7 protein-coding genes are annotated in these 25,231 nt (G+C 71.9%); 1 reads left to right on the plus strand and 6 read right to left on the minus strand.

The annotated features are described in order from the left end of the window. Positions 1-57: 57 nt before the first annotated feature. The 6 genes from ACH4SI_RS06920 to fabD all read right to left on the minus strand — a co-directional run bounded on the left by ACH4SI_RS06920 (position 58) and on the right by fabD (position 24,125). A complete protein-coding gene (locus ACH4SI_RS06920; RefSeq protein WP_398293410.1) occupies positions 58-1,539 on the minus strand; it encodes a UbiD family decarboxylase in 1,482 nt (493 codons plus the stop codon). Continuing rightward, the gene (locus ACH4SI_RS06925) at positions 1,536-2,177 is read right to left on the minus strand and encodes a non-oxidative hydroxyarylic acid decarboxylases subunit B (RefSeq protein ID WP_398293412.1); all 642 of its coding nucleotides are present in this window, start codon (positions 2,175-2,177) and stop codon (positions 1,536-1,538) included. Before ACH4SI_RS06925 ends, ACH4SI_RS06920 begins: the two co-directional genes overlap by 4 nt. Continuing rightward, positions 2,177-20,917 carry an SDR family NAD(P)-dependent oxidoreductase gene (locus ACH4SI_RS06930; protein ID WP_398293414.1) on the minus strand — a complete coding sequence of 6,247 codons (18,741 nt, stop codon included), beginning with the start codon at positions 20,915-20,917 and terminating at the stop codon, positions 2,177-2,179. The genes ACH4SI_RS06925 and ACH4SI_RS06930 overlap by 1 nt, the downstream gene beginning before the upstream one ends. After that, positions 20,914-22,905 carry an asparagine synthase (glutamine-hydrolyzing) gene (gene asnB / locus ACH4SI_RS06935; RefSeq protein WP_398293417.1) on the minus strand — a complete coding sequence of 664 codons (1,992 nt, stop codon included), beginning with the start codon at positions 22,903-22,905 and terminating at the stop codon, positions 20,914-20,916. Before asnB ends, ACH4SI_RS06930 begins: the two co-directional genes overlap by 4 nt. Before the next feature lie 64 nt (positions 22,906-22,969). After that, the gene (locus ACH4SI_RS06940) at positions 22,970-23,227 is read right to left on the minus strand and encodes a phosphopantetheine-binding protein (protein ID WP_398293419.1); all 258 of its coding nucleotides are present in this window, start codon (positions 23,225-23,227) and stop codon (positions 22,970-22,972) included. 16 nt (positions 23,228-23,243) lie between these two features. Beyond that, positions 23,244-24,125, minus strand: coding sequence for an ACP S-malonyltransferase (gene fabD / locus ACH4SI_RS06945; protein WP_398293421.1), 882 nt, complete (start codon positions 24,123-24,125; stop codon positions 23,244-23,246). 315 nt (positions 24,126-24,440) lie between these two features. Between fabD and ACH4SI_RS06950 the strand changes: the two genes are divergently transcribed. Next, positions 24,441-25,226 (plus strand): thioesterase II family protein, encoded by a 786-nt coding sequence (locus ACH4SI_RS06950; protein WP_398293424.1) that lies wholly within the window; start codon positions 24,441-24,443, stop codon positions 25,224-25,226. The last annotated feature ends 5 nt before the right edge of the window (positions 25,227-25,231 follow it).

The raw sequence follows: 25,231 nt of genomic DNA on the forward strand, positions 1-25,231 counted from the left end.
GCGGCCCCCGCCACCGACGGGGGCCGCTCCCTGCTCACCGGCCGCACGGACAGCCGCTCAGCCGAGGTCCCCCAACGGGCGGGCGGCCGCGAGGAGTTCGCGGGTGCGCTGCTGTACCGCCTGCGGGTAGTTCTCGGCGAACGAGGCGATGTTCAGATCGTCCTCGCGGAGGCAGTCGAACAGGACGGTCGGGCCGCGTCCGGTCTCCCGTTCCTCGTCGGTGTAGCACACCATCAGATGCATGATGGCGGTGTCGGGGAGGACATGGATGCCGGTGGTGGGGTGGGAGCGGGTGGCGAAGCCCCACAGGACGTCGCGCAGGTCGGTCGGGTCGATGTCGTGGTCGAGGACCATGATCCGGGTGACCCACCAGCCGCCGTGCGGAAAGGCGTCACACGCCTCGCCGATGGCCCGGCACAGCTGCTCGGAGGAGGTGAAGCCGGTGCGCTCGCGCCAGTCGCGGTCGACGGTGACGGCCAGGACGTGGACGGCGGTCTCCGGGATCATCCAGGCCGCGGCGACCGGCAGACCGGCCTCGCGCAGATAGTGGGTCCAGCGGGCGGAGTGGGTCAGCCCGATGAGGGTGTGGTCCTCGTCGACCGGCTTGCCCGCGCACACCACCGGCATGATCGGGTCGTCGCGGTGGGTGATGGCGGTGACGGTGTACGCGGGCAGTTCCACCTGCCAGTCGGGGATGTAGCCCGCGAACTCGCCCATCGGGCCTTCCGGTATCAGCTCGTCGTGGTTGATGTACCCCTCGATGACGATCTCGGCGGTGGCGGGCACCTCCAGGTCGACGGTCCGGCAGCGGACCAGCTCCACCGGCCGGCCGTAGTAGGCGCCCAGATAGGCGGCCTCGTCGACCTCCTCCGGCAGGGACATGGTGGACACGAACGGGACGGCGGGCTCGGCGCCGAGGACCAGCGCGAACGGGGTGCGCTCGCCGCGCTCGCGCCACATGTCGTCGATGACGCCGATGTGCTGCGGCGAACCGGTGAAGGTGGCCATGCGGTGCGCGTCGTGCAGCATGGCCCGCGCGACACCCCAGTTGGTCCAGCGGCGGTCGGGGCTGCGCAGCACGAAGGTGCCGATGGTGTTCACGTACCGTCCGCCGTCGCCGCGGTGCAGCAGCGGGAACGGGAAGCGGGTCAGGTCGGCGTCCGCGCCGAGGAGGACGTTCTCCTGGCAGGGCCCCGACGCCACCGTGACGGGCGGTACGGGGGTGGCGGCCTGGGCGGCGACCAGCCCGTCCAGCAGTTCCAGCGGCCGGGTGGCCGGGTCGAGCCCGAGGGAGAGCGCGACCCGGGCGTACGGGGAACTGGGGACGCTGCTGTACGCGGCGGGCGCCGTGAGCACCCGGAAGCCGGGCGTGAAACCCCGGATGCGGGACAGCAGATGGGCCGGGGCGCGGTGCTCGGTGGCGTAGCGGGCGATCGCGCCGATTTCCAGCTCGGCGTCCACCTCGTCGTCGACGACCCGCAGATCGTCGAGCTTGGCCAGGGCGCCCAGATAGTCACGCAGACTCGACAGGGGGTTCATGTCCGTTCCTCACCTCGGGGTCGGGGGCGGGCGTGTTGCCGGGCGTCGCGCATCCCGTTCCAGCGCACGGCCTTGGGCGTGTCGATGCCGAACTGGTCGAGCACACGGGTCACGGTGTGGTCGACGATGTCGTCGGCCGTTTCCGGATGCTGGTAGAAGGCGGGCATCGGCGGAAGGATCACCGAGCCCATGCGGGACAGCGCGAGCATGTTCTCCAGGTGGATGTCGCTCAGCGGCGTTTCCCTGGGCACCAGCACCAGCTTGCGGCGCTCCTTCAGGGTGACGTCGGCGGCGCGGGCCACCAGGCCGTCGGCGAAGCCCATGCGGATCGCCGCGAGGGTCTTCATGCTGCACGGGACGATGACCATGCCGTCCGTGCGGAAGGAGCCCGAGGAGATGGCCGCGCCCTGGTCCTCCGGGTTGTGGGTGACGTCGGCGAGCGCGCCCACCTCGCGAACGCTCATCGAGGTCTCGTACTCGATGGTGGAGCGCGCCCAGCGGCTGATCACCAGATGGGTTTCCACCCCGCCGTGCTCGCGCAGCCGCTCCAGCAGCCGCACCCCCAGCACGGCCCCGGTGGCGCCGGTGATGCCCACCACGATCCTGGCGGGTGCGGGGTCGTCCATCGGCAGCGCCATCACGCCTCCTGGCCGCGTCGGTCGCCTCGGAGCACGAGGGCGTCCACGCGGTCGCGGTAGGTGTCGAGGAAGTGGGCGGACAGCTCGTCCACCGATTCGGCGTCGAAGAGGAGGGTCGGCGAGACGTCGTCGAAGTCCTCGCGCAGCGCGTTGGCGAGTTGCAGGACGAGGATCGAGTCCATGCCGTACTGGATGAGCGACACCGACGGATCGATCTTCTCCGCCGGGATCTTGAGCGTGGCCGCGGCCTTCTCCTTCAGGTACGCCACCATCGTCGCGGCGCGGGCCTCGTCGGAGGGGCCGGCGGTCTCCTGAAGTGGCGCGGGCTCATCGGACACGGGCTCGTTGGGCACGGGAGCGGGGGCGGGGCGGGCGTCGCGCACGGGCACCGGCCTGCGGGCGATGCCGTCGCTCTCGGCGACGATGATCTGCTGCCCGAGCGCCCGGGCCTGCGGCAGTACGCGGACCACCGACGGGAACCCCTCGCCGTGGAGGACGTCCCGCCAGGTCTCGGGCGTCAGCGCGGGCGAGCCGGGGATGCGCAGCGACGCGTCCTCGAACAGCCACCAGCCCTCCAGCAGCCCGAAGGTGAGGTGGCTGAACACATCGAACGAGCACAGCTCGTTGAGCAGCAGCCAACCGCCGTCCCGCAGCGCGGACTTGGCGTTGCGCAGGGTGGTGCGGGTGTCCCGGGTGGCGTGCAGGACGTTGGCGGCGACGACGAGGTCGTACGTGCCGACCTCGATGCCCTGCCCGGCGAGCGGCTGTTCGGCGTCGAGGCGCGCGGTGTCCAGATACGGGACGTCCGGCCCGTACTCGCTCTGCGCGTGGTTCAGGAACGCCTTCGACAGGTCGGTGTAGGTGTACGTCTCGATGTGGTCCTGGTACGGGCGCAGCGCCGCGAACAGCCCCACGCTCGTACCGCCGGTACCGGCGCCGATCTCCAGGATGCGCAGGCGCGCGCCGGGGTCGCGGCGCAGCCGCTCGGACACGACGCCGACGGCGGCGTCCGCCATGGCGCGGTTGAAGGTGTCCGCGACGCGGTTGTTCTTGTAGCAGCCCTCGACGAGTTCGAGGGAGCCGCGCGGGAACATGATGTCGGTCGGCCGGGTGCGGCCGGTCAGGATGTCGGGCAGGGCGCCGAGCGTGGCGTCGACGAGCCGCATCTCGGCCCGCTTGTCGGGGTCGGCGGACCACTCGGCGCAGCGCTCCTTCCACTCCTGGTTGAGCGCGTCGAGCGGCGGGGCCACGTCGGGCATCGTCCGCAGCGCGTGGTCCAGCCAGGTGGTGTAGCGGTCGAGGATGCCACCGCGTTCGCGGAGCGCGGTGAGGTCGGCGGGGTCGGTGGCGTTGTCGTACGTCTCGCCGTTCCGTACGACGCCCATGGCCTCCAGGTGGCCGCGGGTCATGCGGCCGAGGAGGGCGTCGCGCTCGGCGCGCCAGTCGGCCACCGTGCGCAGGATCTCCTGGCTGTCGGCGAGGCCGGAGCGGGCCATCAGGGCGTCGGCGGGGATGCGGGTGGCCGGGTCGCGTTCGTAGACGGTGAGGCGGGTGGCCGGGTCGACGGGCCGGAGCGCGGCCGGTTCGGTGAGCTTGACGAAGCTGAGCTGCCGCTGCGGGCCGCCGAGCAGGGTGTCGAGCGCGGCCATGCCCTCCGGCGGTTCGATGGACAGCAGCCCCCAGCGGGCCATGCGCTCGCGGTGGAAGTCGGAGGCGACGCTGCCGATGCTGCCCCACCAGCCCCAGTTCATCACCTTCACCGGGCCCGGCCACTGCCCGGACAGGGCGTGGGCGTAGGCGTCGGCGAAGGTGCAGCCGGACGCGTAGTTGCTCTGCCCGGCCGCGGTCGTGAACGACTGGATCGAGGAGAAGAAGAGGGCGAAGTCGAGGCCGTCGTCGGCGAACACCTCCGCCATGGCCGCGCTCGCGTCGACCTTGGCGGCCAGGCTCGCGCGGAACGTGTCCTCGTCCATGTTGGCCAGGCTCTGGTCGCGGAGCACCAGGGCCGCCTGCACGACGCCGTCGATGCGCCCGTACCGGTCGATGACCTCGGCGCGGGCACGGGCCAGGGCCGTGGGGTCCGTGGCGTCGGCGGCGAGGTAATGGACCTCGCCCCGGCCGCGGATGCCACTGAGCTTGGCGTCGATCTCCGCGTCGCGCTCACGGCGTCCGATCCACACCACCCGCGCGCCGTAGCGCTCGACCACATGCTCGGTCCAGGCCGCGCCCAGGCCGCCCGCGCCGCCGATCACGACGTACACGCCGCCGTCGCGGTAGCGCTGCCCGGTGGCGGTGGCCGCCGCGTCGCACGGGGCCAGCCTGCGGCCCAGCCACTGGCCCGCGCGGCGCACCCAGGTGTCGCCGTGGGAATGCGCGGGCAGCGCGGTGAGGTCCGCGGGCCACGCGGTGTCGCCGTCCAGGTCGAGCCGGCGGACGGTCCAGTTCGGGTACTCCTGCCCCAGCGATCCGAAGAGGCCGTGCAGCCCGGCGTGGACGGGCCGGATCTCATCGGTGGCGTGGGTCGGGACGGCGCGCCGGGTGACCAGGGTCAGGCCGAGCGGCCGGGCGTCGTGCCGCGTCCGCAGCAGCGCCTTGACCATGCGGAAGGCCGCGAGGACACCGTCCCGTTGGGCGGCGACGAGACCGGCCGCGTCGGTGGCTTCCAGCGCGGTGTCGGGCGCGATCCACACGAGGTGGCCGAGCGGACCCGCGGCCTGGAGCGCGCTGCCGACCTCGTCGATCGACGCGTCCGGCGCGAGGCTCCACACGGTGGTGTGCGGGCTCCGCGCGCTGATCGCCGCCCGCTGCTCGTCGGTGCCGCCGACGACCAGGACGCGGTCCGCGGCGGACGGTACGGGCGTGCCGAAGGCGGTATCCGCGAGCGGCTCCCACACGGGCGCGTACAGCGACGGCACCGGCTCGGGCACGCGGCGCGAGGTGTAGCCGGTCATGGCCACGCACACCGCGCCGGTGTCGTCCACGAGGTCGATGTCGAGCCTGCTGAGGGCCGTCACCGGCTCCGCGTCGTCCGCGACGCGGACGACGGCCCACATCGCCGGGGTGCACGGGGCGAAAAGTTCGAGCCGGTCGAGCGCGAAGGGGATCGCGGTGTCCCGGGGACCCTCGCCGTCGGCCAGATGCAGCGCCATCGACGCCTGGATGGCCGAGTCCATCATGGCCGGGTGCAGCACATACGGCCCGTCGGCCGCCTCCGGGAGAGCGAGCCGGGCGACGACGACCCCGGCGCCGACGTACGCCTCCTCGATGGCGCGCAGCGACGCGCCGTGCACGATGCCCATGCCCCGCAGCGCGTCGGCCACACGTACCGGGGACACCGTGGTCGGGCAGTCCGCGCGCAGGGAGGCGAGGTCGAGGGGCGCCGGGCGCGGTGTGTCCGACCGCGCGATGCGGCCTTCGCTGTGCACGGGTGATGCGGGGGTCCGGGAAGTGACTTCGAAGGAGACACCGCCGTCCCGGACCGGCTTCACCCGGACCTCGACGTCCAGCGGCTCGCCCTCGACGGCGAGCGCCTGCACCCAGGTGACGTTGCGCATCCGCAGCGGGGTGGTGGCGGTCGCGCCGAGCGCGTGGGCCGCGGTCTCCCGCGCCATTTCGAGGTGGGCCACCCCGGGCAGGATCCGGCGGCCGTGGACCGTGTGGTCGCGCAGATAGGACTCGTCACCGGTCAGCGTGGCGGTGGCGCGGTGGCCGCCGTCCGCGTCGCCCGCCGGCCGGGGGATCATCGGGTGGCGTACGTCGGGGACTTCGGGCGCGACACGTACGGAAGCCGTCGGCCAGTGGCGCTCGCGGGCGAACGGGTATGTCGGCAGCGGCACCCGGCGCCGCGCGGCCTCGGGGATCACCGCGGCGTAGTCGAGCGCCACGCCCTGGACGAACAACTCGGCGAGCAGTTCGAGATCCGTGCGGTACGCGAGCGGTGCGTCGGTGTGCGCCGTACCGCCGGAGCAGCGCCGCAGGGTCTCCTCGCCGAGGCGTGTGCCATCCGCCTTGCTGCCCGGCGCCACCGCCTCTCCGGTGAACGCGCGCGGCCCGCCGAGCCCTTCGTCCAGCACCCGGACCAGCTCCTCGCGGTCGCGGACGACGCAGGCGAAGCGGTGCGCGAAGTGTTCGCGCCCGGCGATGAGCGTGTGCGCGATGTCGCCGCAGTCGAGCCCGGGTTCGCGGCGGAGGTGGGCGGCCAGCCGGGTCAGCTGCTGGGCGAGCTGGTCGCGGGAGTGTGCCGAGAGGACGACGAGATGCGCCGGTCGTGGTGCCGGGACGCGCGCGGGGGCGGGCCCTTCGTCGATGACGAGGTGCGCGTTGGTGCCGCTCGCGCCGAACGAGCTGACGACGGCGCGCCGCGGCACTCCCGGTGCCGTCTCCCAGCGGTGGGTGCGCGTGCTCACGTAGAACGGGCTGCTGTCGAGCGCCACCGCCTCGTTGGCGGTCTCGAAGTGCAGCGACGCGGGGATCTGCCGGTGCTTCAGCGCCAGCAGCACCTTGAACACGCCCGCGACACCCGCCGCGTGCTGGGTGTGGCCGAGGTTGGTCTTCACCGAACCCAGGGCGCAGTAGCCCGACTTGTCGGTGCCCTCGCGGAACGCCCGGGTGAGGGCCTGGAACTCGATCGGATCGCCCAGCTTGGTGCCCGTGCCGTGCGCCTCGACCAGCTGGATGTGCTCCACGTCGATGCCGTACGCGTCGTATACCTCGCGCAGCAGGCTCTCCTGGGACGCGGAGCTGGGCGCCGTGATGCCGTTGGTCGCGCCGTCGTGGTTGACGCCCGACGCGCGGATCACGCCGTGGACGTGGTCCCCGTCGGCGAGGGCGTCGTCCAGCCGCTTGAGCACCAGCGCGCCGACCGCCTCGCCCGGTACGAAACCGTCGGCGCGCTGGTCGAAGGTGTGGCAGCGGCCGGTCGGCGAGAGCATCCCGGCACGCCCGGCAAGGTCGTACAGCCGCGGTGTCGACTGCACGTACACCCCGCCCGCGAGCGCCATCGTGGTCTCGCCCGACGCCAGGTCCTTGCAGGCCAGGTCGATGGCGACGAGGGAGCTGGAGCAGGAGGTGTCCACCGCGATGGCGGGGCCCTTGAGGTTGAGGAAGTAGGAGATCCGGCTGGGGGTGAACGAGGCGGTGTTGCCCCAGAACGCCTGGGCGGGCGCGTCCTTGCCCAGCAGCTCCTGGTAGTCGCCGTCCCAGCAGCCGACGTAGACGCCGCAGCGGACGTCGCTCATCCGGTGGCCCGGGTATCCCGCGTCCTCCAGGGCCTTCCAGGACTCCTCCAGCAGCAGCCGCTGCTGCGGATCCATGAGGGCGGCCTCGACGCCGGAGATGTTGAAGAACAGCGGGTCGAACGCGTCGATCTGGTCGAGGAAACCGCCGCGTGTGCAGCGCTTCGCCCCGCCGTCGTCCGTGCTCCGCAGATCCCAGCGGGTGGCCTCGCCGACGAGGTCATCGCCCGCCGCGAGGTGTTCCCACAGGTCAGCCGGGGAGTCGGAGCCGGCGAACCGGCCGCTCATGCCGACGATGGCGATCGGCGGCCGCGGTGTGGCAGGCGGTGTCACGGGCGCGGCGGAGTGGTGTTCCGCGCGAGTGGTGACGACGGGACGGTGGGCGCCCAGGATGTGGGCGGTGAGGCGGTCCGCCGTGCTGTGGTCGTAGATGACGCTCGTCGGGAGGTCGAGACCCAGGGTTTCGTTGAGTTCATGGACGAGGCGGACGCCGAGGATGGAGTCGAGCCCGTAGTCGGCGAAGGCATGGCCGCCCTCGACCTCGCTCTCCCGCATCGCGAGCGCCTTGCCGAGCTTGTCGCGCACCACGCGGGCCACATGGGCGTCCAGCGGCTCCCGCCGGACGGGTGCGGTGGGTTGCTCGGCGATCCGTGGGGCCTGGCGTACGGCCAGGCGTGCCGTGTCCTCCACCGGATCGAGGTCCCCGATCCAGTACCGGTCCTTGGCGAACGGATACGTGGGCAGCGCGATCCGCCGCGGCGCCGCCGGTGCGTGCAGCGCGTGCCAGTCGGGCTCCACGCCCTCGACCCACAGGGCCGCGAGCTTGGCCGCCTTCCCGGATCGGGCCCAGCGCTGGACCAGGAGTTCCCGGAGGTCGTCGTCGGCGGCGATCTCGGCGAGGGCGCCTTGCGCACGGCCTGCGGTGGCCCGGTACACGCCCGGTATCCGGTCGGCGTCGCCGTCCGCGTCGCCGCCGTCCACGTACGCACGCAAGGCGTCGCGCAGCTCGGGCAGCGTGGCCGCGACCACCGCGAGCCGTTCCTTCATGGCCTCGCGCCCGACCTGGAGGGTGAAGGCGAGATCGGCCGGCGGGACGCCCTGGGTGTCGAGGAACGTGGCGAGGCGCGCGGCCGAGGTGTGCAGCTGCTCCGGCGTACGGGCCGAGAGGACGACGATGTGCTCGGCGCCGTCGGCCACACCCGCCGGTGGCGGCTGCTCGGTGGCGTACTCCTCCAGAATCACGTGCGCGTTGGATCCGCCCGCGCCGAACGACGAGACGGACGCGATGCGCGGTCCGTCCGATTCCCACGCGGTCAGCTCGCGCTGGACGAAGAACGGGGTCCGCTCGAACGCGATGTTGGGGTTCGGCTCCTCGGCGTGGAGGCTCGGCACGAGCTGTCCGTGACGCAGCTGGAGGACGGCCTTCGTCAGCCCGGCGATGCCCGCCGCGGCCTCCAGGTGGCCGATCCCCGACTTCACCGAGCCGAGTGCGCAGTACTGCTTGTCCGCCGTGTCCTGTTCGAAGGCGAGCGTCAGGCCCTTCACCTCGATCGGGTCGCCCAGCTCCGTTCCGGTGCCGTGCGCCTCGACGTAGCCCACCTCGCGGGCGGAAACACCGGCGCGGGTCATCGCGTCCCGGATCAGCTCGGCCTGGGCGCCCGGGTTCGGCACGGTGTAGCCGTTGGAGCGGCCACCGTGGTTGATGCTCGTCCCGCGGATCACCGCGAGCACCCGATCGCCGTCGGCGAGAGCGCGCGAGAGCGGCTTCAGCAGGACGCAGCCGACACCCTCGCCCGGTACGAACCCGTCGCCGCCGCTGCCGAAGCTCCGGCACCGCGCGTCGGACGACAGCATGGTGGAGCCGCACAGTTCAATGTAGTCCTGTGGGTGCAGATAGAGATTGACGCCACCGGCGATGGCCAGCTCGCACGCGCCCTGGTGCAGATGCTCGCACGCCTCGTGGATGGCGGTGAGCGACGCGGAGCACATCGTGTCGAGCGTCAGACTCGGCCCGCGCAGATCGAGAACGTACGAGGTACGGGCGCTGAGGGAGGCGAAGGAAACCACCGGGGCCGCAATATCCCCCGACGGCAGCCGGCCCACGCCGTGGCGTGCGTGGCCCGTCTTCGTGACGCCCGCGAACACACCGACCCGGCGCCGGTGGCGGCGCGCCAGCTCCTCCCGTGCGTATCCGGCGTCCTCCAGCACTTCCCACGACGCCTGGAGGAACAGGCGCTCCTGCGGATCCATGGCGTACGCGTCGCGCGGCGCGATCTGGAAGAGGAGCGGATCGAACGCCGCGAAGTCCTCCAGGAAACCGCCCCACTTGCTGTAGCTGCGGCCGGTGGCGACCGCCGTCGCGCGGTCCGGCTCGTAGAAGCCGTCCAGCGACCAGCGGTCGGCCGGAATCTCGCCGACGCAGTCCCGGCCCGCCTTCAGGTTCTCCCAGAAGGCGGCGAGGTTCTCGGCCTGCGGGTAGCGGCCGCTCATGCCGATGATGGCGATGGGCTCCCGCGCCTCGGGCTGCTGAACGGGCGGCTGTGCGGGCTGCGGTACCGGGTCGGGTGTCACGGTGGTCTCCACGGGAGCTGTGTCCACAGGGGCGGGGTCCTTGAGGCCGGTGTCCTTGGGGCCGGTGTCCTCGGGGGCGGTGTCCTCGGGGGCCGGTGACGCATGCTCCGTCGCGAGGTGTGCGGCGACCGCGCGCAGCGTCGGGTGTTCGTAGAAGAGCGTCTTCGAGACGTCGCCGTACCGGGCGGCAAGCTCCTTGTTCAGCTGCACGACCATGATCGAGTCGAGTCCCGTCGCGCCGATCGGCTCATCGGCGTTCACGGTGTCCCTGGGGACCTTGGTGACGTGTGCGAAGAGGTCGAGGAGGCGGTGCAACGTCTCGCGCCCGGTGCGCTCGGAAGGAGCCTGTGGCCGCTGGGCGGGGGCGGTGTCCGGTGTGCTGAACGTGGGCGAGTGCAGCGCCTTCTCCGGGTCGCCATGGTGCACCCACACCCGCTCCGCGCCGAGCCGCCAGGCGCGGAGCAGGGCGGCGAGCCCGTCGGCCGACTCCATGGGGGTCAGGCCACGGCTGTGCCAGAGGTACGCGCGCGTCGCCTCGTCCACCGCCATCCCGCCGTCCTTCCACAGCGGCCACGCGATCGACAGGGTGCGCCCGGAGCGCTCCCCGGCGGCGACGCGGGCGGTGCGGAGCGTGGCGTAGGCGTCCAGGAAGGCGTTGGCGGTGGCGTAGTCCGCCTGGCCGGGATTGCCGGTGAGGGCGGAGCCGGAGGAGAAGGTGAGGACGAAGTCGAGCGGTTCGCCCGCGGTGGCCCGGTCGAGGTGGACGAGGCCGTCGACCTTGGGCGCGAGGACGTCGTCCCACTCCTCCGCCGTCTTGTTCGTGAGCGTCGCGTCGCGGATGACACCGGCGGAGTGCACGATGCCGTGCACCTCGCCGATGTCCTCGCGGACGTGCGCGACCAGGTGGCGGACCTCTTCCCAGCGCGAGATGTCGGCGCGTTCGTAGCGGGCCACGGCTCCGGCGGCGCGCAGTTCGCCGAGGAGCGTGTCGATACGACCGTCCTTGGGCCGCCTGCCGACCAGGACGAGGGTCGGGCGTTCCACACCATGGGCGATGTGGCGGGCGATGATGGCGCCGATGCCGCTCGTGCCACCCGTGATGAGGTACGTGCCGCCCGCGCGCCACGGGATGCCTGCCGGATACGCGGGTCGGTCCGGGGTGCCCCAGGTCTGGACGGTGCGCAGCCCGTCGTCGTAGCGGATGACATCGGCGTCCGCAGCGCCTGCGTTGTCCGCGACGGCGGTGGCCACGGTGTCGTCCGTGGCGGCGCCGTCCAGGCCGATCACCTGGCCCACGAACCGGGGGCCTTCGAGCGCCGCCGTGCGCAGCAGTCCCGCCAGGGCCAGCTGGGTCACGCCGTCGCCGTCCGTCGAGACCACCACCTGCACGAGGGTGGCGTCGCTCGACGGCTCGGCGGCCAGCTCGCGGACGCTCTCGAAGACCTGCCGCGAGATGTCCGTGAAGCGGCTGTCGAGGCGCTGCTTGGCCGTGGTGACGGTGTGGCAGCGGGCGCCCGGGACGCGTTGCTCGACAGCGGCAGCGGCCCGCGCGGTGGCCGCCGCCCCGCACAGGATGACCAGGTGGCGGCCGTAGGTGTGCCCGCCCGGGGGCGCGGGCCGCGGGATCCACCGGGGGACGAGCAGGGTCGTCCCGATGACGGGCAGCAGGCTCTGCGCCTCGGTACTGGCGTGTGTATCGGCGGGGGTGTCGGTGCCGGGGATCCAGTAGCGCTCGCGGGCGAAGGGGTACGTGGGCAGGTGGGCGCGGCGCGGGGTGTCCGCCCCGTACAGCGTGCGCCACTCGACGGTGCCGCCCGTGATCCAGCGGGCGAGCAGCTGCCCGAGGTCACCGTCCGGCGCGCTGCCGCGTTCGCCGGTCTCCACGAACGCCCGCAGCCGGTCGGCGAGTTCCTCCCGCGAGGCCACCACCCAGCCGACGCGCCGCTCCATCGCCTCGCGCCCGGTTTGCAGCGTCCAGGCGATCGAGGGCAGGGCGTCCGACCGGCCCGGGTCGCCGATGTGCGCGAGGAGCCGGCTCGCGACCTGCCGGAGCTGTTCGTCGGTACGCGCCGAGAGCGGGACGATGACGCTCGCGCCCTCCGACGGCCCGCCGTCGCCGCGTTCGACGGCCCGGGGCACGTATTCCTCGACCACCACATGGCAATTGGAGCCGCCGAAGCCGAAGCTGCTGACGCCCGCCCGGCGCGGCGTCACCGCGCCACGCCCGCCGTCGTCGCGGAGGCGCGGCCACGGCTCGTTCTCGCGCACGATGTGGAAGGGGCCCTCGTCGAGCTGGATGAACGGGTTGATCTCCGCGCAGTGGCGGGTTGCCGGGAGCACCCCGTGGCGCAGGGCCAGGATCACCTTCAGCAGCCCGGCGATGCCCGCGGCGGCCTCCAGATGGCCGATGTTCGACTTCACGGACCCCAGTCCGCAGGTGGCCGCATTCCCGCCGCCCAATCGCCGGAACGCGGACTGCAGCGCCCGTACCTCGACGGGATCGCCGAGCGCGGTCCCGGTGCCGTGCGTCTCGATGTAGCCGATGGTGTCCGGGTCGAGGCCGCCCAGCGCGGCCGTCACCAGCTCGGTCTGGGCGTCGGCGTTGGGCGCGGTGAGCGAGTTGGCCCGGCCGCCGTGGTTCTCGGCGCTGCCGCGCAGCACCGCGAGGATCGCGTCACCGTCCCGTTCCGCGGCGGCCAGGGGCTTGAGGACGATGGCTCCGACGCCCTCGCCGCGTACGTAGCCGTCCGCGTCCCGGGCGAAGGTCTTGCACCGGCCGTCCGGGCTGAGCATGCCCGCGCGCTGCGCGCTCACGAACGTGTCGACGCTGAGCAGCAGGTTCACCCCGCCCGCGATCGCCACGTCGCACGCGCCGGTGCGCAGGGCGTCGAGGGCGCGGTGGACGGCGATGAGCGAACTGGAGCAGGCGGTGTCGACCGGCTGGCTCGGACCGCGGATGTCGAGCACGTACGACACGCGGTTGACGAGCATCGAGTGCGCGTTGCCGGTGGAGGTGAAGGCGTCCGGCTCCACGCCGTACGTGGTGAGCAGCGTGGCGTAGTCCGTACCCGACACGCCCAGGAAGAGCCCGGTGTTACGGGGGAGGTCCGCGCGGGTGTACGCGCTGTCCTCCAGCGCGCCCCACACCGTTTCGAGGGCCAGCCGGTGCTGTGGGTCCATCAGCTCGGCCTCGCGCGGATAGATCCGGAAGAAGCCCGCGTCGAACGCGTCCACGTCGTCGAGGACGCCCGCGTGGCGCGGGAAGTCGGCCTCGTCCACGACGCGTGCGTAGGTGGCGTCGTAGCGGTGGACCGGGAACGCCGCGACCGAGTCCTTGCCCTCGAGGAGATTCGCCCAGTACGTGTCGAGGTCGGGCGCGCCGGGGAAGCGTCCCGCCGCGCCGATGACGGCGACGGGCATGGGCGTGTCGTCCTCGCCACGGTCCGGGACGGGGCTCGGGCTCGCCGCCTCGCGTCGGGGCGCCTGTACGGGGACGGCACGCGGGGGGCGCGGCGTCCGCGCTTCGTGCGCCGCGCGGACCGGCTCCTCGTACTCGGCGGCGAGGTGGCGGGCCAGCGCGTCGAAGGTGCGTACGTCGAAGAAGACGGCCGGGCTGACGTCGATGCCGAACCGCTCGTGGATGCGCTTCGAGAAGGTGACCAGCGAGATCGAGTCGAAGCCGAAGGCGTCGAAGCCCGTGTGGACGTCCAGCTCGTCCGCGTCGAACTTGAGGATGCCCGAGGCGATGGCGCGCAGTTCGTCCACCACGAAGGAGGCGATCCCGCCGTCGCGCGGTGCGTCGTCCTGTCGGGGCGACTCGTCCGGGCGCAGGGGTGTTTCACGGTCCCCGTAGCGCACGCCCGTCAGCTCCACCGCGACCTCGCCGCCCGCCCCCAGCAGCGTGATGTTCCCGGCCAGGGATCCGGCGTCGGCGGCCAGGTCGAGCACGGCGTACGCCACCTCCGGGGCACCGGTGCGGAGGCGGACGTCGGCGGCGTGCCGCCAGGTCCGCCGCTCCCAGTGCGGCATCCCCGCGCCCTTCGCCGCGAGGTGCGCGCCCTGGTCGAGGGCGGCGAGCACGTGCGGGGGCAGGGTGACGCCGGGCTTGGTGTGATCCCGCTGAAGCTCGGGGGCGGCGACCGTGAGCACGAGCCGTCCGTCCCCCAGCCAGGCCGCGCTGCCGATCCCGCACAGCTCGGGCTCGTAGCCGAGCCCGCCCTCGGCGAGTTCGGCCAGCGTCTGCGGCTGGTCGAGGGTGCGTACGGCGTCGAAGCTGAGGGATGCGCGGGGCGTCGCCGGGCTGGGCGTACCGTCCGGGACGAGGCCGAACTCGATGACGCGTGTACGCGTCCCCGACGCGTCCTCGGCGAACACCGCGCCCTGGGCCATCTCGGGGCGCGTCGTGTCCAGCGCCGTGTCCAGCGTGGTGATCAGGCGCTCGGTGGCGGTCCACTCGACGGGGCCGATGACGCGGAGGTCGCGTACCCGCGCATCGGTGGCGAATCCGGAGATCCGCGCGGCGGCGAGCGCCACGTCCAGGGCGAACGCCGGGACGATGTCCCGTTCCCTGCCCCGCTGGAAGCCGTAGTCGAGCAGGTCGTCAAGGTGGACGTCCAGGGTGTAGCGCAGCCCGTCGACATCGGATTCGTTGCGGCCCAGGAACGGGTGCAGCTTGTCGCGGAGGGCGAGCGGGGCGAGCACGCTCGGCGCACCGGGTTCCGGGGTCACCCAGCACGACACGCGGTCGAAGGGGTAGGCGGGGAGCGAGACACGCCGCAGCCGGCGCGGGTCGCCGAGCCGCGCCCAGTCGACGCTCTTGCCGCCCGCCCAGACCGTACCGAGGTCGCGCGCGGCCGCCGCTCGCGGGTCGTCGCTGCTCAGCGCGGCGGTGAGGTCGCGGTCGCCCGCCAAGTAGCGGTCGATGGCCTCGATGGCGCCACGCGTGTCGGCCGCGAAGAAGGCCCACCGCCGCGGGAGTTCGTTCTTGCCCACGCGCAGCGTGAAGGCGATCGACGGCAGATCGGACTCGTCCGCCTCGGTCAGATACGCGCGGAAACGGGCGAGGGAGGTGTTGAGAGCGGCGTCGGTCATCGCCGAGAAGACGAACAACTCGTCGCGTCCGTCGCGGACATCGGGCGCGTCGCCGGGCCGTCCCGCGTACTCCTCCAGGATGATGTGCGAGTTCATGCCGCCCGCGCCGATCGAGGTGATTCCGGCGCGCCGGGGCTGGGGGACGACACGCCCGTCGGCCGCCGTGAGCGTCACCGGGTCCCATGGGGCGAGTGCCCGCTGCACGCGGAAGGGTGTCCCGCCGAAGTCGATGTCGGGGTTGAGTTCGTCGCTGTGCAGCGAGGGCACCAGCTTGCCCTTCTGGAGCTGGAGGATCACCTTCGCGAAGCCGATCATCCCGGCCGCGTGCAGCAGATGCCCCAGGTTCGACTTGACCGAGCCGAGGGCGCAGAACTGGGTGTCCTCGGTGTGTTTGCCGAACGCGTCGGTCAGCGCCTTGACCTCGATCGGGTCGCCGAGCGACGTACCCGATCCGTGCCCCTCGACGTAGCTGATCGTCCGCGGGTCCACGCCCGCGTCGTCGATCGCCTTCTCGATCGCCCGCGCCTGCGCGTGGGGGCTGGGCACGGTGAAGCCGTTGCGTACGCCCGCGTTGGTGAGCGCGGTGCCCTTGATGACCGCGTACACATGGTCGCCGTCGCGCTCGGCCTCGACCAGCGGCTTGAGGACGACGGCCCCCACGCCCTCCCCCAGGATCGTCCCGTCCGCGCCGAGCCCGAAGCTGCGGATCACATCGGAGGTCGCGGTGGTGAAGTGCTCCTGAGAGGAGGAGATGAGGTTGTACGGGTGGAGGAGCAGGTTCACCCCGCCGGCCACGACCATCTTGCACTCGCGGGCGCGCAGCATCTGCACGGCCTGGTGGACGCAGGCCGAGGACCCGGAGCACATGGTGTCCAGGAAGATCGACGGCCCGGTGAGCCCGTAGAAGTACGAGAGCATGTTGGGCAGCGTGCCGGTGTAGCTGCCGCTGGCCGCGGAGCCCCGGGTCAGGCTGTTCTGGAAACCGTAGAGGCCGTAGTGGTTGCTCATCGCCCCGACGAGCACGCCGACATCGCCGTCGTACTGCCGCTGGATGGTCTCGCGCGAATACCCCGCGTCCTCCAGGGCCTCGACCCCGGTCTGGAGGAACAGCCGGACCTCCGGCGACATGTGCTCGGCGTCGCGCTTGGAGACACGGAAGTAGCGCGGGTCGAAGGCGTCGATGCCGCGCAGGAACGTACCCGTGCGGATGGAGCTCTTGCCGAGGACGGTTCGGTCGCGGCTGTAGATCGCGTCGTGGTCCCAGCGGTCGCGCGGGACCTCTTCGAAGGCGTGGCGGCCCTCTTCGAGCAGCGACCACAGCTCGTCCATGGTGTCGGCGCCGGGGTAGGTGCCGGAGATGCCGATGACGGCGATGTCGTGGTAGTCGTCGCCTTCGCCTTCCCGGCGCGGGCGGGGCTGCGGGACCGGGGCCGGAGCCTCGGTGACGGCTTGGGTGGGGGCTTGGGCTTCGACGTGAACTTCCTCGCCCAGGATCGCGTCCAGCGTCGCGCGGTGCGATGCCAGGAAGTAGCCCGCGACGCCTTCGATGGTGACGTACTCGAAGAAGATCGTCTTCGGTAACGGTCCGAAGAGTTCTTCGAGGCGCGCGGTGGTCTCCAGGATCGCGAGCGAGTCGATGCCGTACTCGACCAGGTTGACGGTGGTGTCCATCGCGTCGGGATCGTGGTGCAGCACCTCGCCGAGGATCCGCTTCAGCAACTCCTCGGTCGGCGCCGTCAGGTCACCGCCTCTCGTTTCCACGGCCGTTGCGGGCGCGGCGGGCCGCTTCTCATCGCGCCGCGCGAGCGAGAGCGTGGGGTCCGCGCCGTACGCGACGACGACATGCCCGGGCGCGTCGCCCAGCACGCGGCCGAACACGCGCAGCCCGTCCTCCGTCGGCAGGGGTTCCCAGCCGCGCTGCTTGCGCATCGCTTCGCGGGTCACGGCGTCGGCCGTCATCCCGCCGTCCGCCCACAGCGGCCAGCTGACGGCGACGGTCCGCCCGGTCCGCTCCCCGATGTCCACCAGCGCCTGCCGATGGTGTGCGAAGGCGTCCAGGAAGGCGTTCGCCGCCGCGTAGTCGGCCTGTCCGGAGTTGCCGTACACCCCGGCGACGGACGAGAAGACGGCGAAGAAGTCGAGCGCGAGGTCGCGCGTGGCGGCGTCGAGGTTCACCGCGCCGCGCACCTTCGGCTCCAGTACGGCCGGCAGCTCGGCCGCGTCCTTGGTGAGGAGGTACCCGTCGCGCAACACGCCCGCGGCGTGCACGATCCCGTCGAGCGAGCCGTGGTCCCGGGTGATGGCGCGGACGGCCTGCTCCACGTCCTCCCTGCGGCCGACGTCGACGGCCCGGTAGTGCGCGTCCACGCCCGCTGCCCGCAGCTCACGGACAACCGCATCGCTCGCGGCCCCGGCCGCCGACCGGCCGCTCAGCACGACGGTGACCCGGCCGGAGCGCGCGAGGTACCGCGCGAAGTGCCGTCCGAGTCCGCCGAGTCCGCCCGTCAGCCAGTACACCCCGCCGTCCTTGAGCGGCGGGGCCTGCGGCCCCTCGCCCAGATCGACGTCCACGGGCCGCCACTCCTGGCGGGTGCCGTCGTGGGCGTACCGCACCTCGCCGGCGCCCCCGGGCTCCGCCCCTTCGGCGGCCACGATGGCGGCGACACGCTCGGGTGCGGCCGTGTCGAGCCCGGCGATCCGCACGACACGCCCCGAGACCAGAGGGTTCTCGGTGGCGGCGGTCTGGAGGAGACCGGCGAGCGGGGCGTGGAAGTGGCGCGGTACGCCGTCGTCGACGAGGACGAGAACACGCTGCGCGCGCCGGGGCCGCGACCGCATCAGCTCCTGAACGCGGCCGAAGACGAGGCCCACCACGGCGTCGATGCCGTCGGCGAGGCGATCGCGCGCGATGTCGGGCAGACGCGTGAGCGAGCCACCCGCCACGTCTGCGGCCGGGCCGCCCCCGGCGATGAATCCGTGCACGACCGGCCCGTCCACGAGGGCCCCACCCCCGGCCGGGGCATGCCCGGCGGGGCCGCCTTCGCCCGTCCCCGCCGCTGCCGCGAGCGGGGCGTCCACCCATCGGCAGGTGGCCGCGATGACGCGGCCCTCGGTGCCGGGCTCGCCAGACGTGGGGGTACCGGAGGCGCCGGGGGCCACCGTTTGTGCCGTGTCCTCCCCGGCACGCGACGCCGTGTCGCCCGCGGCGGCGGGGGCCCGGCGCTGGACCAGGCCGCGCAGTCGTACGGCCACTGCGCCCTCCGCGTCGCACAGGTCGATGTCGAACGTGTCCAGGGCCCCGCCGCCGGCGCGGCGGCGGACCCAGACCCAGGTTTCGTCCGGGCAGGGGCCGTGGACCTCCAGGGCCTCCAGGGCGAACGGGAGCGCCGGGCCCTGGGGCCGCACGCCGGCGCCGCCCCCCTCGGGCAGCAACAGCACCGAGCCCTGTAGCGCCGCGTCCAGGACGCTCGGCGGCAGGACGACGTCCGTCGACGCGGCCGACCGGGCGATACGGGCGACGAGTTCGTCCGTCCCGACGTAGATCTCGGCCAGCCCGCGCATCGCGGCGCCGTACTCCAGACCCTGGTCATGGAACGCGGCATAGACGTCGTCAGGCGTGCGCCGCGTGGGACACGCCGTACGCCGCGCCGCCAGATCGACCGGCTCCGGCGTGTCGAGTGACGCGCCCACCTCGGCCGTGCCACGGCTGTGGATCACGCACGACGGGTCGTGCACCGACGCGCCCGTGTAGAGCTGGTATCCGAAGGAGCGCCCGTTGCCGGGGGCGAGGCCCATATGGACGTCGAGCGCGGGGCCGTCCGCCACGACGGGGCGCAGGAAGGTGACATCGCGCAGCCGCAGGCCGGTCGCCCCGTGGCCCGCCGCGTGCGCCACCGCCGCTCGGGCCATCTCCAGATGGGCGGCGGCGGGCAGCACTCGGGCTCCCCGCACCTGGTGCGCGGCGAGGAAGGGCTCGTCGCCGGTCAACGTCGAGCTGTAGCGCCGCTCACTCGCATCGGAAGACGGCCGGAGCGAACCGGCACGGCCCCTGAACCAGTGGCGCTCGCGCGCGAACGGGTACGTGGGAAGCCGTACCCGGCGCCGCTCCCCGTATCCGCCGAGCGCGGCCACGTCGACCGTCTCCGTCTCGCCCTCGACCCAACGCGTCGCGGCGCGCAGGAGCTCGGGCGTGTCGCGGGCGTCCCCGTGCACCGCCGACTCGGCGAGCGCGCCGTCCACGAACGCGGCGAGCGACGTACCGAGTTCGGACAGGCTCGCGACGACGAACGCGACACGCGCGGGCATCGGCTCGCGCCCGATCCGCAGCGTGTACGCGATGTCGGCGAGTCGCCGCGCCGCGCCGTCACCGGTGTGCGGAGTGCGCAGATGGTTCAGCAGCTCCCGGGCGACCTCGCGCAGCTGGTCGGGCGTCCCGGCCGAGAGCGGCACGACGTCCGGGCCCGCCGCGTCCTCGACGGAAGCCTCACCGCGTACGTACTCCTCCAGGACCACATGGGCGTTCGTACCGCCGAAGCCGAACGAGCTGACGCCCGCCCGCAGCGGCCCGCCCTGGCCGTCCGGATCGCCCCACGGCTGGGTGTCGCGCACGATGAAGAAGGGGCTGCCTTCCAGCTTGATGAGCTTGTTCTGCGCCTCGAAACCGGCGGTCGCGGGCAGCGTCCGACCCGCCAGGGAGGCGATCACCTTGGCCATTCCGGCGACGCCCGCGGCGCCTTCCAGATGCCCGATGTTGGTCTTGACCGACCCGACACCGCAGGTCGCCGGACTCGCCTCGGTGCCCTGCGCCGCGTGCAGGTTCTGGAACGCCCGCTTGAGCGCGATGATCTCGATCGGGTCGCCGACAGGGGTGCCCGGACCGTGCGCCTCGATGTAGGTGACGGTCTCCGGGCGGATGCCGGCGCGGGTGTAGAGGCCCTCGATGAGCTGAGCCTGGGCAACCGGGTTCGTCACCGTGAGGGAGCTGGTCCGGCCGCCATGGTTGGTCGCGATGCCCTTGATCACGGCGTGGACGGGGTCCCCGTCCTCGACGGCCCGGGCGAGCGGTTTCAGCAGCAGGACGGCGCCGCCCTCGCCGCGCACATAGCCGTCGGCGTGTTGGTCGAAGGCGCGGCTGCGTCCGGTGCGCGAGAGCATCCCGGCCTGGCTGAAGGCGACGAAGTGCTTGGGCGACCAGCACAGGTTGACGCCCCCGGCGAGGGCGAGACCGCATTCGCCGCGCTGGAGCGCGGACACGGCCTCGTACACGGACACCAGCGAGCTGGAGCAGGCGGTGTCGTTGGTGATGCTCGGGCCCTGGAAGTCGAAGAAGTAGGAGACCCGGTTGGAGATGATGGAATAGGCGGTGCCGGTCGGGAAATAGGCATCTGTTTTCGCGCGGTCGCGTTCCATCAGCTCCGCGTAGTCCGCGTGGCACACGCCCATGAAGACGCCGGTGCTGGTCCCGGCGAACTCGCTCGCCCGGTACCCGGCGTCCTCGATGGCCTTCCAGGCGAGTTCGAGCGCGAACCGCTGCTGCGGGTCCATGCTCTCCGCCTCGCGCGGGGAGATGCGGAAGAACGCGGCGTCGAAGCAGTCGGCGTCGTCGATGAAGCCGCCCCAGACGCTGCTGGTCTTTTCGGCACCGCGTCTCGGGTCGCCGAACCAGCGCTCCTTCGACCACCGCTCGGGCGGCACTTCGGAGATGAGCGAGCGGCCCGCGGTCAGATGCCCGAACAGCTCGTCGAGGGTGTCGGCTCCGGGAAGCCGCAGCGCGAGGCCGATAACGGCGATGTCATCGGCGGCAGAAGGCAGCGGGCCGGAAGAAGACATGGCGGCGGGATTCATCGCGTTCCTCCGACGGACAGCCGGGACAGACGGTGGTCGACGGCGGTCCGTATCTCCATGCGCGCCTCGGACGCCGCGCTCATACGGCCCTCCCGGCCCCGCACGTACTGGTGATGGAGGACGGCGGTGGAGAGCAGATAGACGAACGCCTGATCCTCTTTGGTGCTGATCTCGGGATCGGGGGTGGACATGACCTTGTTGACGAGCTTGCGCGCGAAAACCGGGTCGACGCAGTCGAGATGGCCGAGTTCGGTGTCCGAGAGCAGCAGTTCCATGTAGTCGGGGCGCCGGTCCTTGAACGCGGCGGCACCCGGAGCCCGATACGGCTGTTTGGGCCGGGTGAGGCTGGATTGCGGAAGTTCGCCGTGGAACGCCTTCTTGAGGATGGCCTTCTCCTGGAATCCGTCGTCGTAACCGAGGTTCACGGACGCGGCCGCCCGCACCACGGCCGGGTCGAGAAACGGGCAGCGGTTCTCCACGCTGTGCGCGAGGCTCATCCGCTCGCCCTGGGTGGACAGCAGATAGCCGGCGAGGAGCGTCTTGTATTCGAGCCACTGCGCCTTCTGGGTCGGCGACAGCGCGGCATAGCCGGGGGCGGCCCCGACGAGGTCGAGTACATCCCCGAACGGCTCGTCACGGTCCTTGAGCAGCCGCACCGCGAACCGTCCGTTCTGGTAGCGGAGTTCATGCGAGAAGAGCCCCGGCAGCCGCTCGGCGGAGAACTGGCTGAAGAGACCGGTGAGATGCTTCCGGTGAGCGGGTCCGAAATGGCCGAGTTCGGGGTGGAGGCCGCCGAGCCTGGCCGCCTTCTCCTCGTCCGACAGCTCGTTCCACGAGGCACGCAGCAGGGTCTCGCGGAACAGCGAATAGCCGAGGAACGCCTCGTCGGCCCCCTCGCCGCTCAGAATCACCTTGATTCCGGCGTCCCGCACATGCCGCGACAGCAGATACATCGGCACGAACGCGGTGCGGAAGGCGGGGACTTCGGCGTGATAGACCGCCGCGGGAAAGTTCTCCGCGATGTCGGCGCTCGATATGGCCAGCGAGGAGTGGAGCGTGCCGAGGTGCGCGGCGACGCTGCGCTGGCTGCTCGACTCGTCGAAGGTCTTGTCCTCGAACTCGACCGAGAAGGTGCGCACCTGCTGCCCGGAGAGATCGGTGGCGAGCTTGGTGACGATGGACGAGTCGAGCCCGCCGCTCAGATAGACGCCGACCTCGACGTCGCTGCGCAGCCGCAGCTCGACGCTCTTGCGCAGCTCCTCGCGGACGAAGGCGGCCGCGTCCTCCTCGGTTCCGGTGAACGGCGGCGCGTCGACGCGGAGCTGTTCGTACGTGCTCAGGGTGCGCCGCTCCCCGCGCACGGTGAGGAGGCCGCCCATGGGAATCTGCCGGATGTCCCGGAACGGGGTGCGGTCGGGCAGCGGCGTCCAGACGGCGAAGATCGACGCCAGCTCCCGGGGGTCCAGCTCGAAGCGGAAGCCGGGGAACGCGCGGAACGCCTTCATCTCGGAGGCGAAGAGGAACGCGCCGGGGCGGTCGGCGTAGAAGAGCGGGCGCTTGCCGTACCGGTCGCGGGCGAGGAAGAGTTCGCCCGTGGCCGCGTCCCGGATCGCCAGGCCGAAGGCGCCGTTGAAGCGGGTGAGGCAGGCCGGTCCCCACTGGATCCACGCCTGCAGCACGACCTCGGTGTCGGAGTGGGTACGGAACGTCCGGCCGAGTCTGCGTAACTCGTCGCGTAACTCGATGTGGTTGTACAGCTCGCCGTTGAAACAGATCCAGTACCGCCCGGCGCGGTCCGCCATCGGCTGTGAGCCCCCGGCGATGTCGATGATCGACAGACGTACGGCCCCCATCGCGATGCCGTCGTCGAGGTAGTACCCCGCCTCGTCCGGACCGCGGTGGCGGATGAGTGACAGCATCGAGGTGATGACCTGGGGCGTGGCATCACCCTGGAGTTCAGCGCTAAGGAAACCGGCAAGTCCGCACATGGCAGTCCTCTTATTACGGGGTGTCGGGCTCGGCGAGTGACCGGGGTTACCGGGGTCTGCCGGGTCAGCGGGAGTTCGGCTCGGCGAGCTTGCGGGCCACGAAGTCGTCGATCGAGGAGAGGGAGACGAAGACATCGGTGAGGATGTCGGCCTCGTCCATCTGGAACGCGAACTCGTCCTCGAGGAAGTTCATGAGCTGGATGTAGCCGAAGGAGTCGATGACCCCGGCCTTGAAGAGGTCGGTGTCGGCGGTCATGTCGCCCCCGAACTCGACGAGAAAGCGCTCCTCTATGTACTGCTGGATCTTCTCTGTCCTGCTCATCGAAGGCCCTTACTTCTCACTGGGGAACGGGAACGGGAACGGGGGCGGGGACTGCGGACGTACGGATCTTCTCCACCATGCGGAGGAGGGACTTTCCGCCCACTTCTTCGCAGGCGAACCGCGGGTCACGCGCGAGCAGATGACGGACGCTGTCCGTCCAGCGCACCGGTTCGACGAGCTGCCGGCTCAGCGTCGCCACGATCGCGCCCTTTTCGTAGGGGCGTCCGGTGACGTTCGCCACCACGTCGACCGTGGGCTCGGCGAAGGTGAACTCCTTGAGATACCGCTCGAACTCCGCGCGGGCCGGCTCCATGTACCGGGAGTGGAACGGCGCGCTGACCCGCAGCGGCGCGAACCGGATACCGCGTTCCTTGAACGAGGCGTGGGCGGCGCGCAGCGCCCCTTCAGGACCGGCGACGACGATCTGCGCATCGGTGTTGAAGCCCGCGATGTCCAGGCCCTCGACGCCGTCCTGCGCGAGGATGTCGAGCAGGCGTGGCGCCGGCGTGTCCATCACGGCCGTCATTCCGCCGCCGTGGGCCGCCGCCATCAACTCGGCGCGCTTCTTGACGAGCCTGAGCCCGGTCTCGAAGTCGAACACCCCGGCGGCCAGCAGGGCGTTGTATTCGCCGAGGCTGTGCCCGAGATAGCAGTCGGCGGGCCGGTCCTCGCGCCGTAATCGCTCGAACGTCTGTAACGCGTTGACGGCGTAGAGGACGGGCTGGGTGTATTCCGTGCGGGACAGCGCATCGTCGGGGTTGTCCCGGCACAGCGCGACGAGGTCGTAGCCCAGTACGTCGCAGGCGAATTGGGTGAGTCCCGGATAGCGCTCGAAGGCATCCTTGCCCATTCCCCGGAATTGCGAACCCTGCCCGGGAAAAAGAATCGCGAAAACCATGGCGCCTTTCAGGTGGACACCAGAAGAAGAGCCGGTTAATCGACCCGGCCCTGAAACAGGATCTAGGAAACGCATGGACGCGTGCAAGGGGCACTCATGTGGCGAACGTTACATTGTCGCATTCTGCCAAACTAGGGATGACCCTAGTACTCCCTGGACAGCGGCGGAAATCAGACTGCCTGACCAATTCGCGTGCTTGACAGCATCTGCGCACCCCGGGATTACTGAATTCCCGCCCCACGGCTCCCGCCACCCACGACTCGGCCATCCCGCAACTCCCGCCCTCCCGCGACTCCGCCACTGGAAGGTCACACCATGAGCGCCCCGATCACCGACCCCTGGCTCCAGCCGCTGCGACCCGCCGATCAGTCTGCGGCAGTGGTTGCGGAGCGCCGGGACCGGCTGGTGTGCTGGCCGCCCGCGGGCGGCTCCGCCACGTTCTTCCACCCCTTCGCCGCCGCGCTCCCGGAGGCCGACGTCTGGGCCGTCCAACCCCCGGGCCGGGCCAACCGCCGCCGCACGCCGCCCGTCACCGTGCCCGAGGAGGCCGCGGACAGCGTCCTCGCCGCGCTCGACAAGCTCCCGCCCACCGACGGCCGGCTCGTCTTCATGGGCCACAGCATGGGCGCGGCCATGACCCACCTCCTGGCCACCCGCGCGCCCGCGCCGCCGGATCTCGTCGTCCTCTCCGCATGGCCGGTTCCCGGCCAGTTCGTGCGGCACCCCCTCGGCAAGCCGACCGCCGAACTCACCACCGACGATCTCTTCGCCTTCCTGCGCTCCCTGGACACCCCGGGGATGGCCGATCTGGACGAGGCCCTGGTGGCCGAATACCTCCTCCCGCCCCTGCGTTCCGACCTCCTCCTCGGCGATGCCCTCGCCGCCATGACCGACCGCACCTGGACCAAGTCCCCGGTCCTCCTCGTCGCCGCCGACGACGACCCGGTCTTCTCCCCCGCCGAGGTCGCCGCCTGGGGCGATGTCGTGGACGTCCGCGCCCACGTCCGCCTCACCGGCGGCCACTTCGCGCTCTCCGCCCACGTCGACACGGTCGCCGAGGCCATCCGGCGGGCGCTGGCACACCCGGTGCCCGGCTCCTGATCGCT

The organism is Streptomyces sp. NPDC021212, assembly GCF_044332925.1.
Classification (GTDB): domain Bacteria; phylum Actinomycetota; class Actinomycetes; order Streptomycetales; family Streptomycetaceae; genus Streptomyces.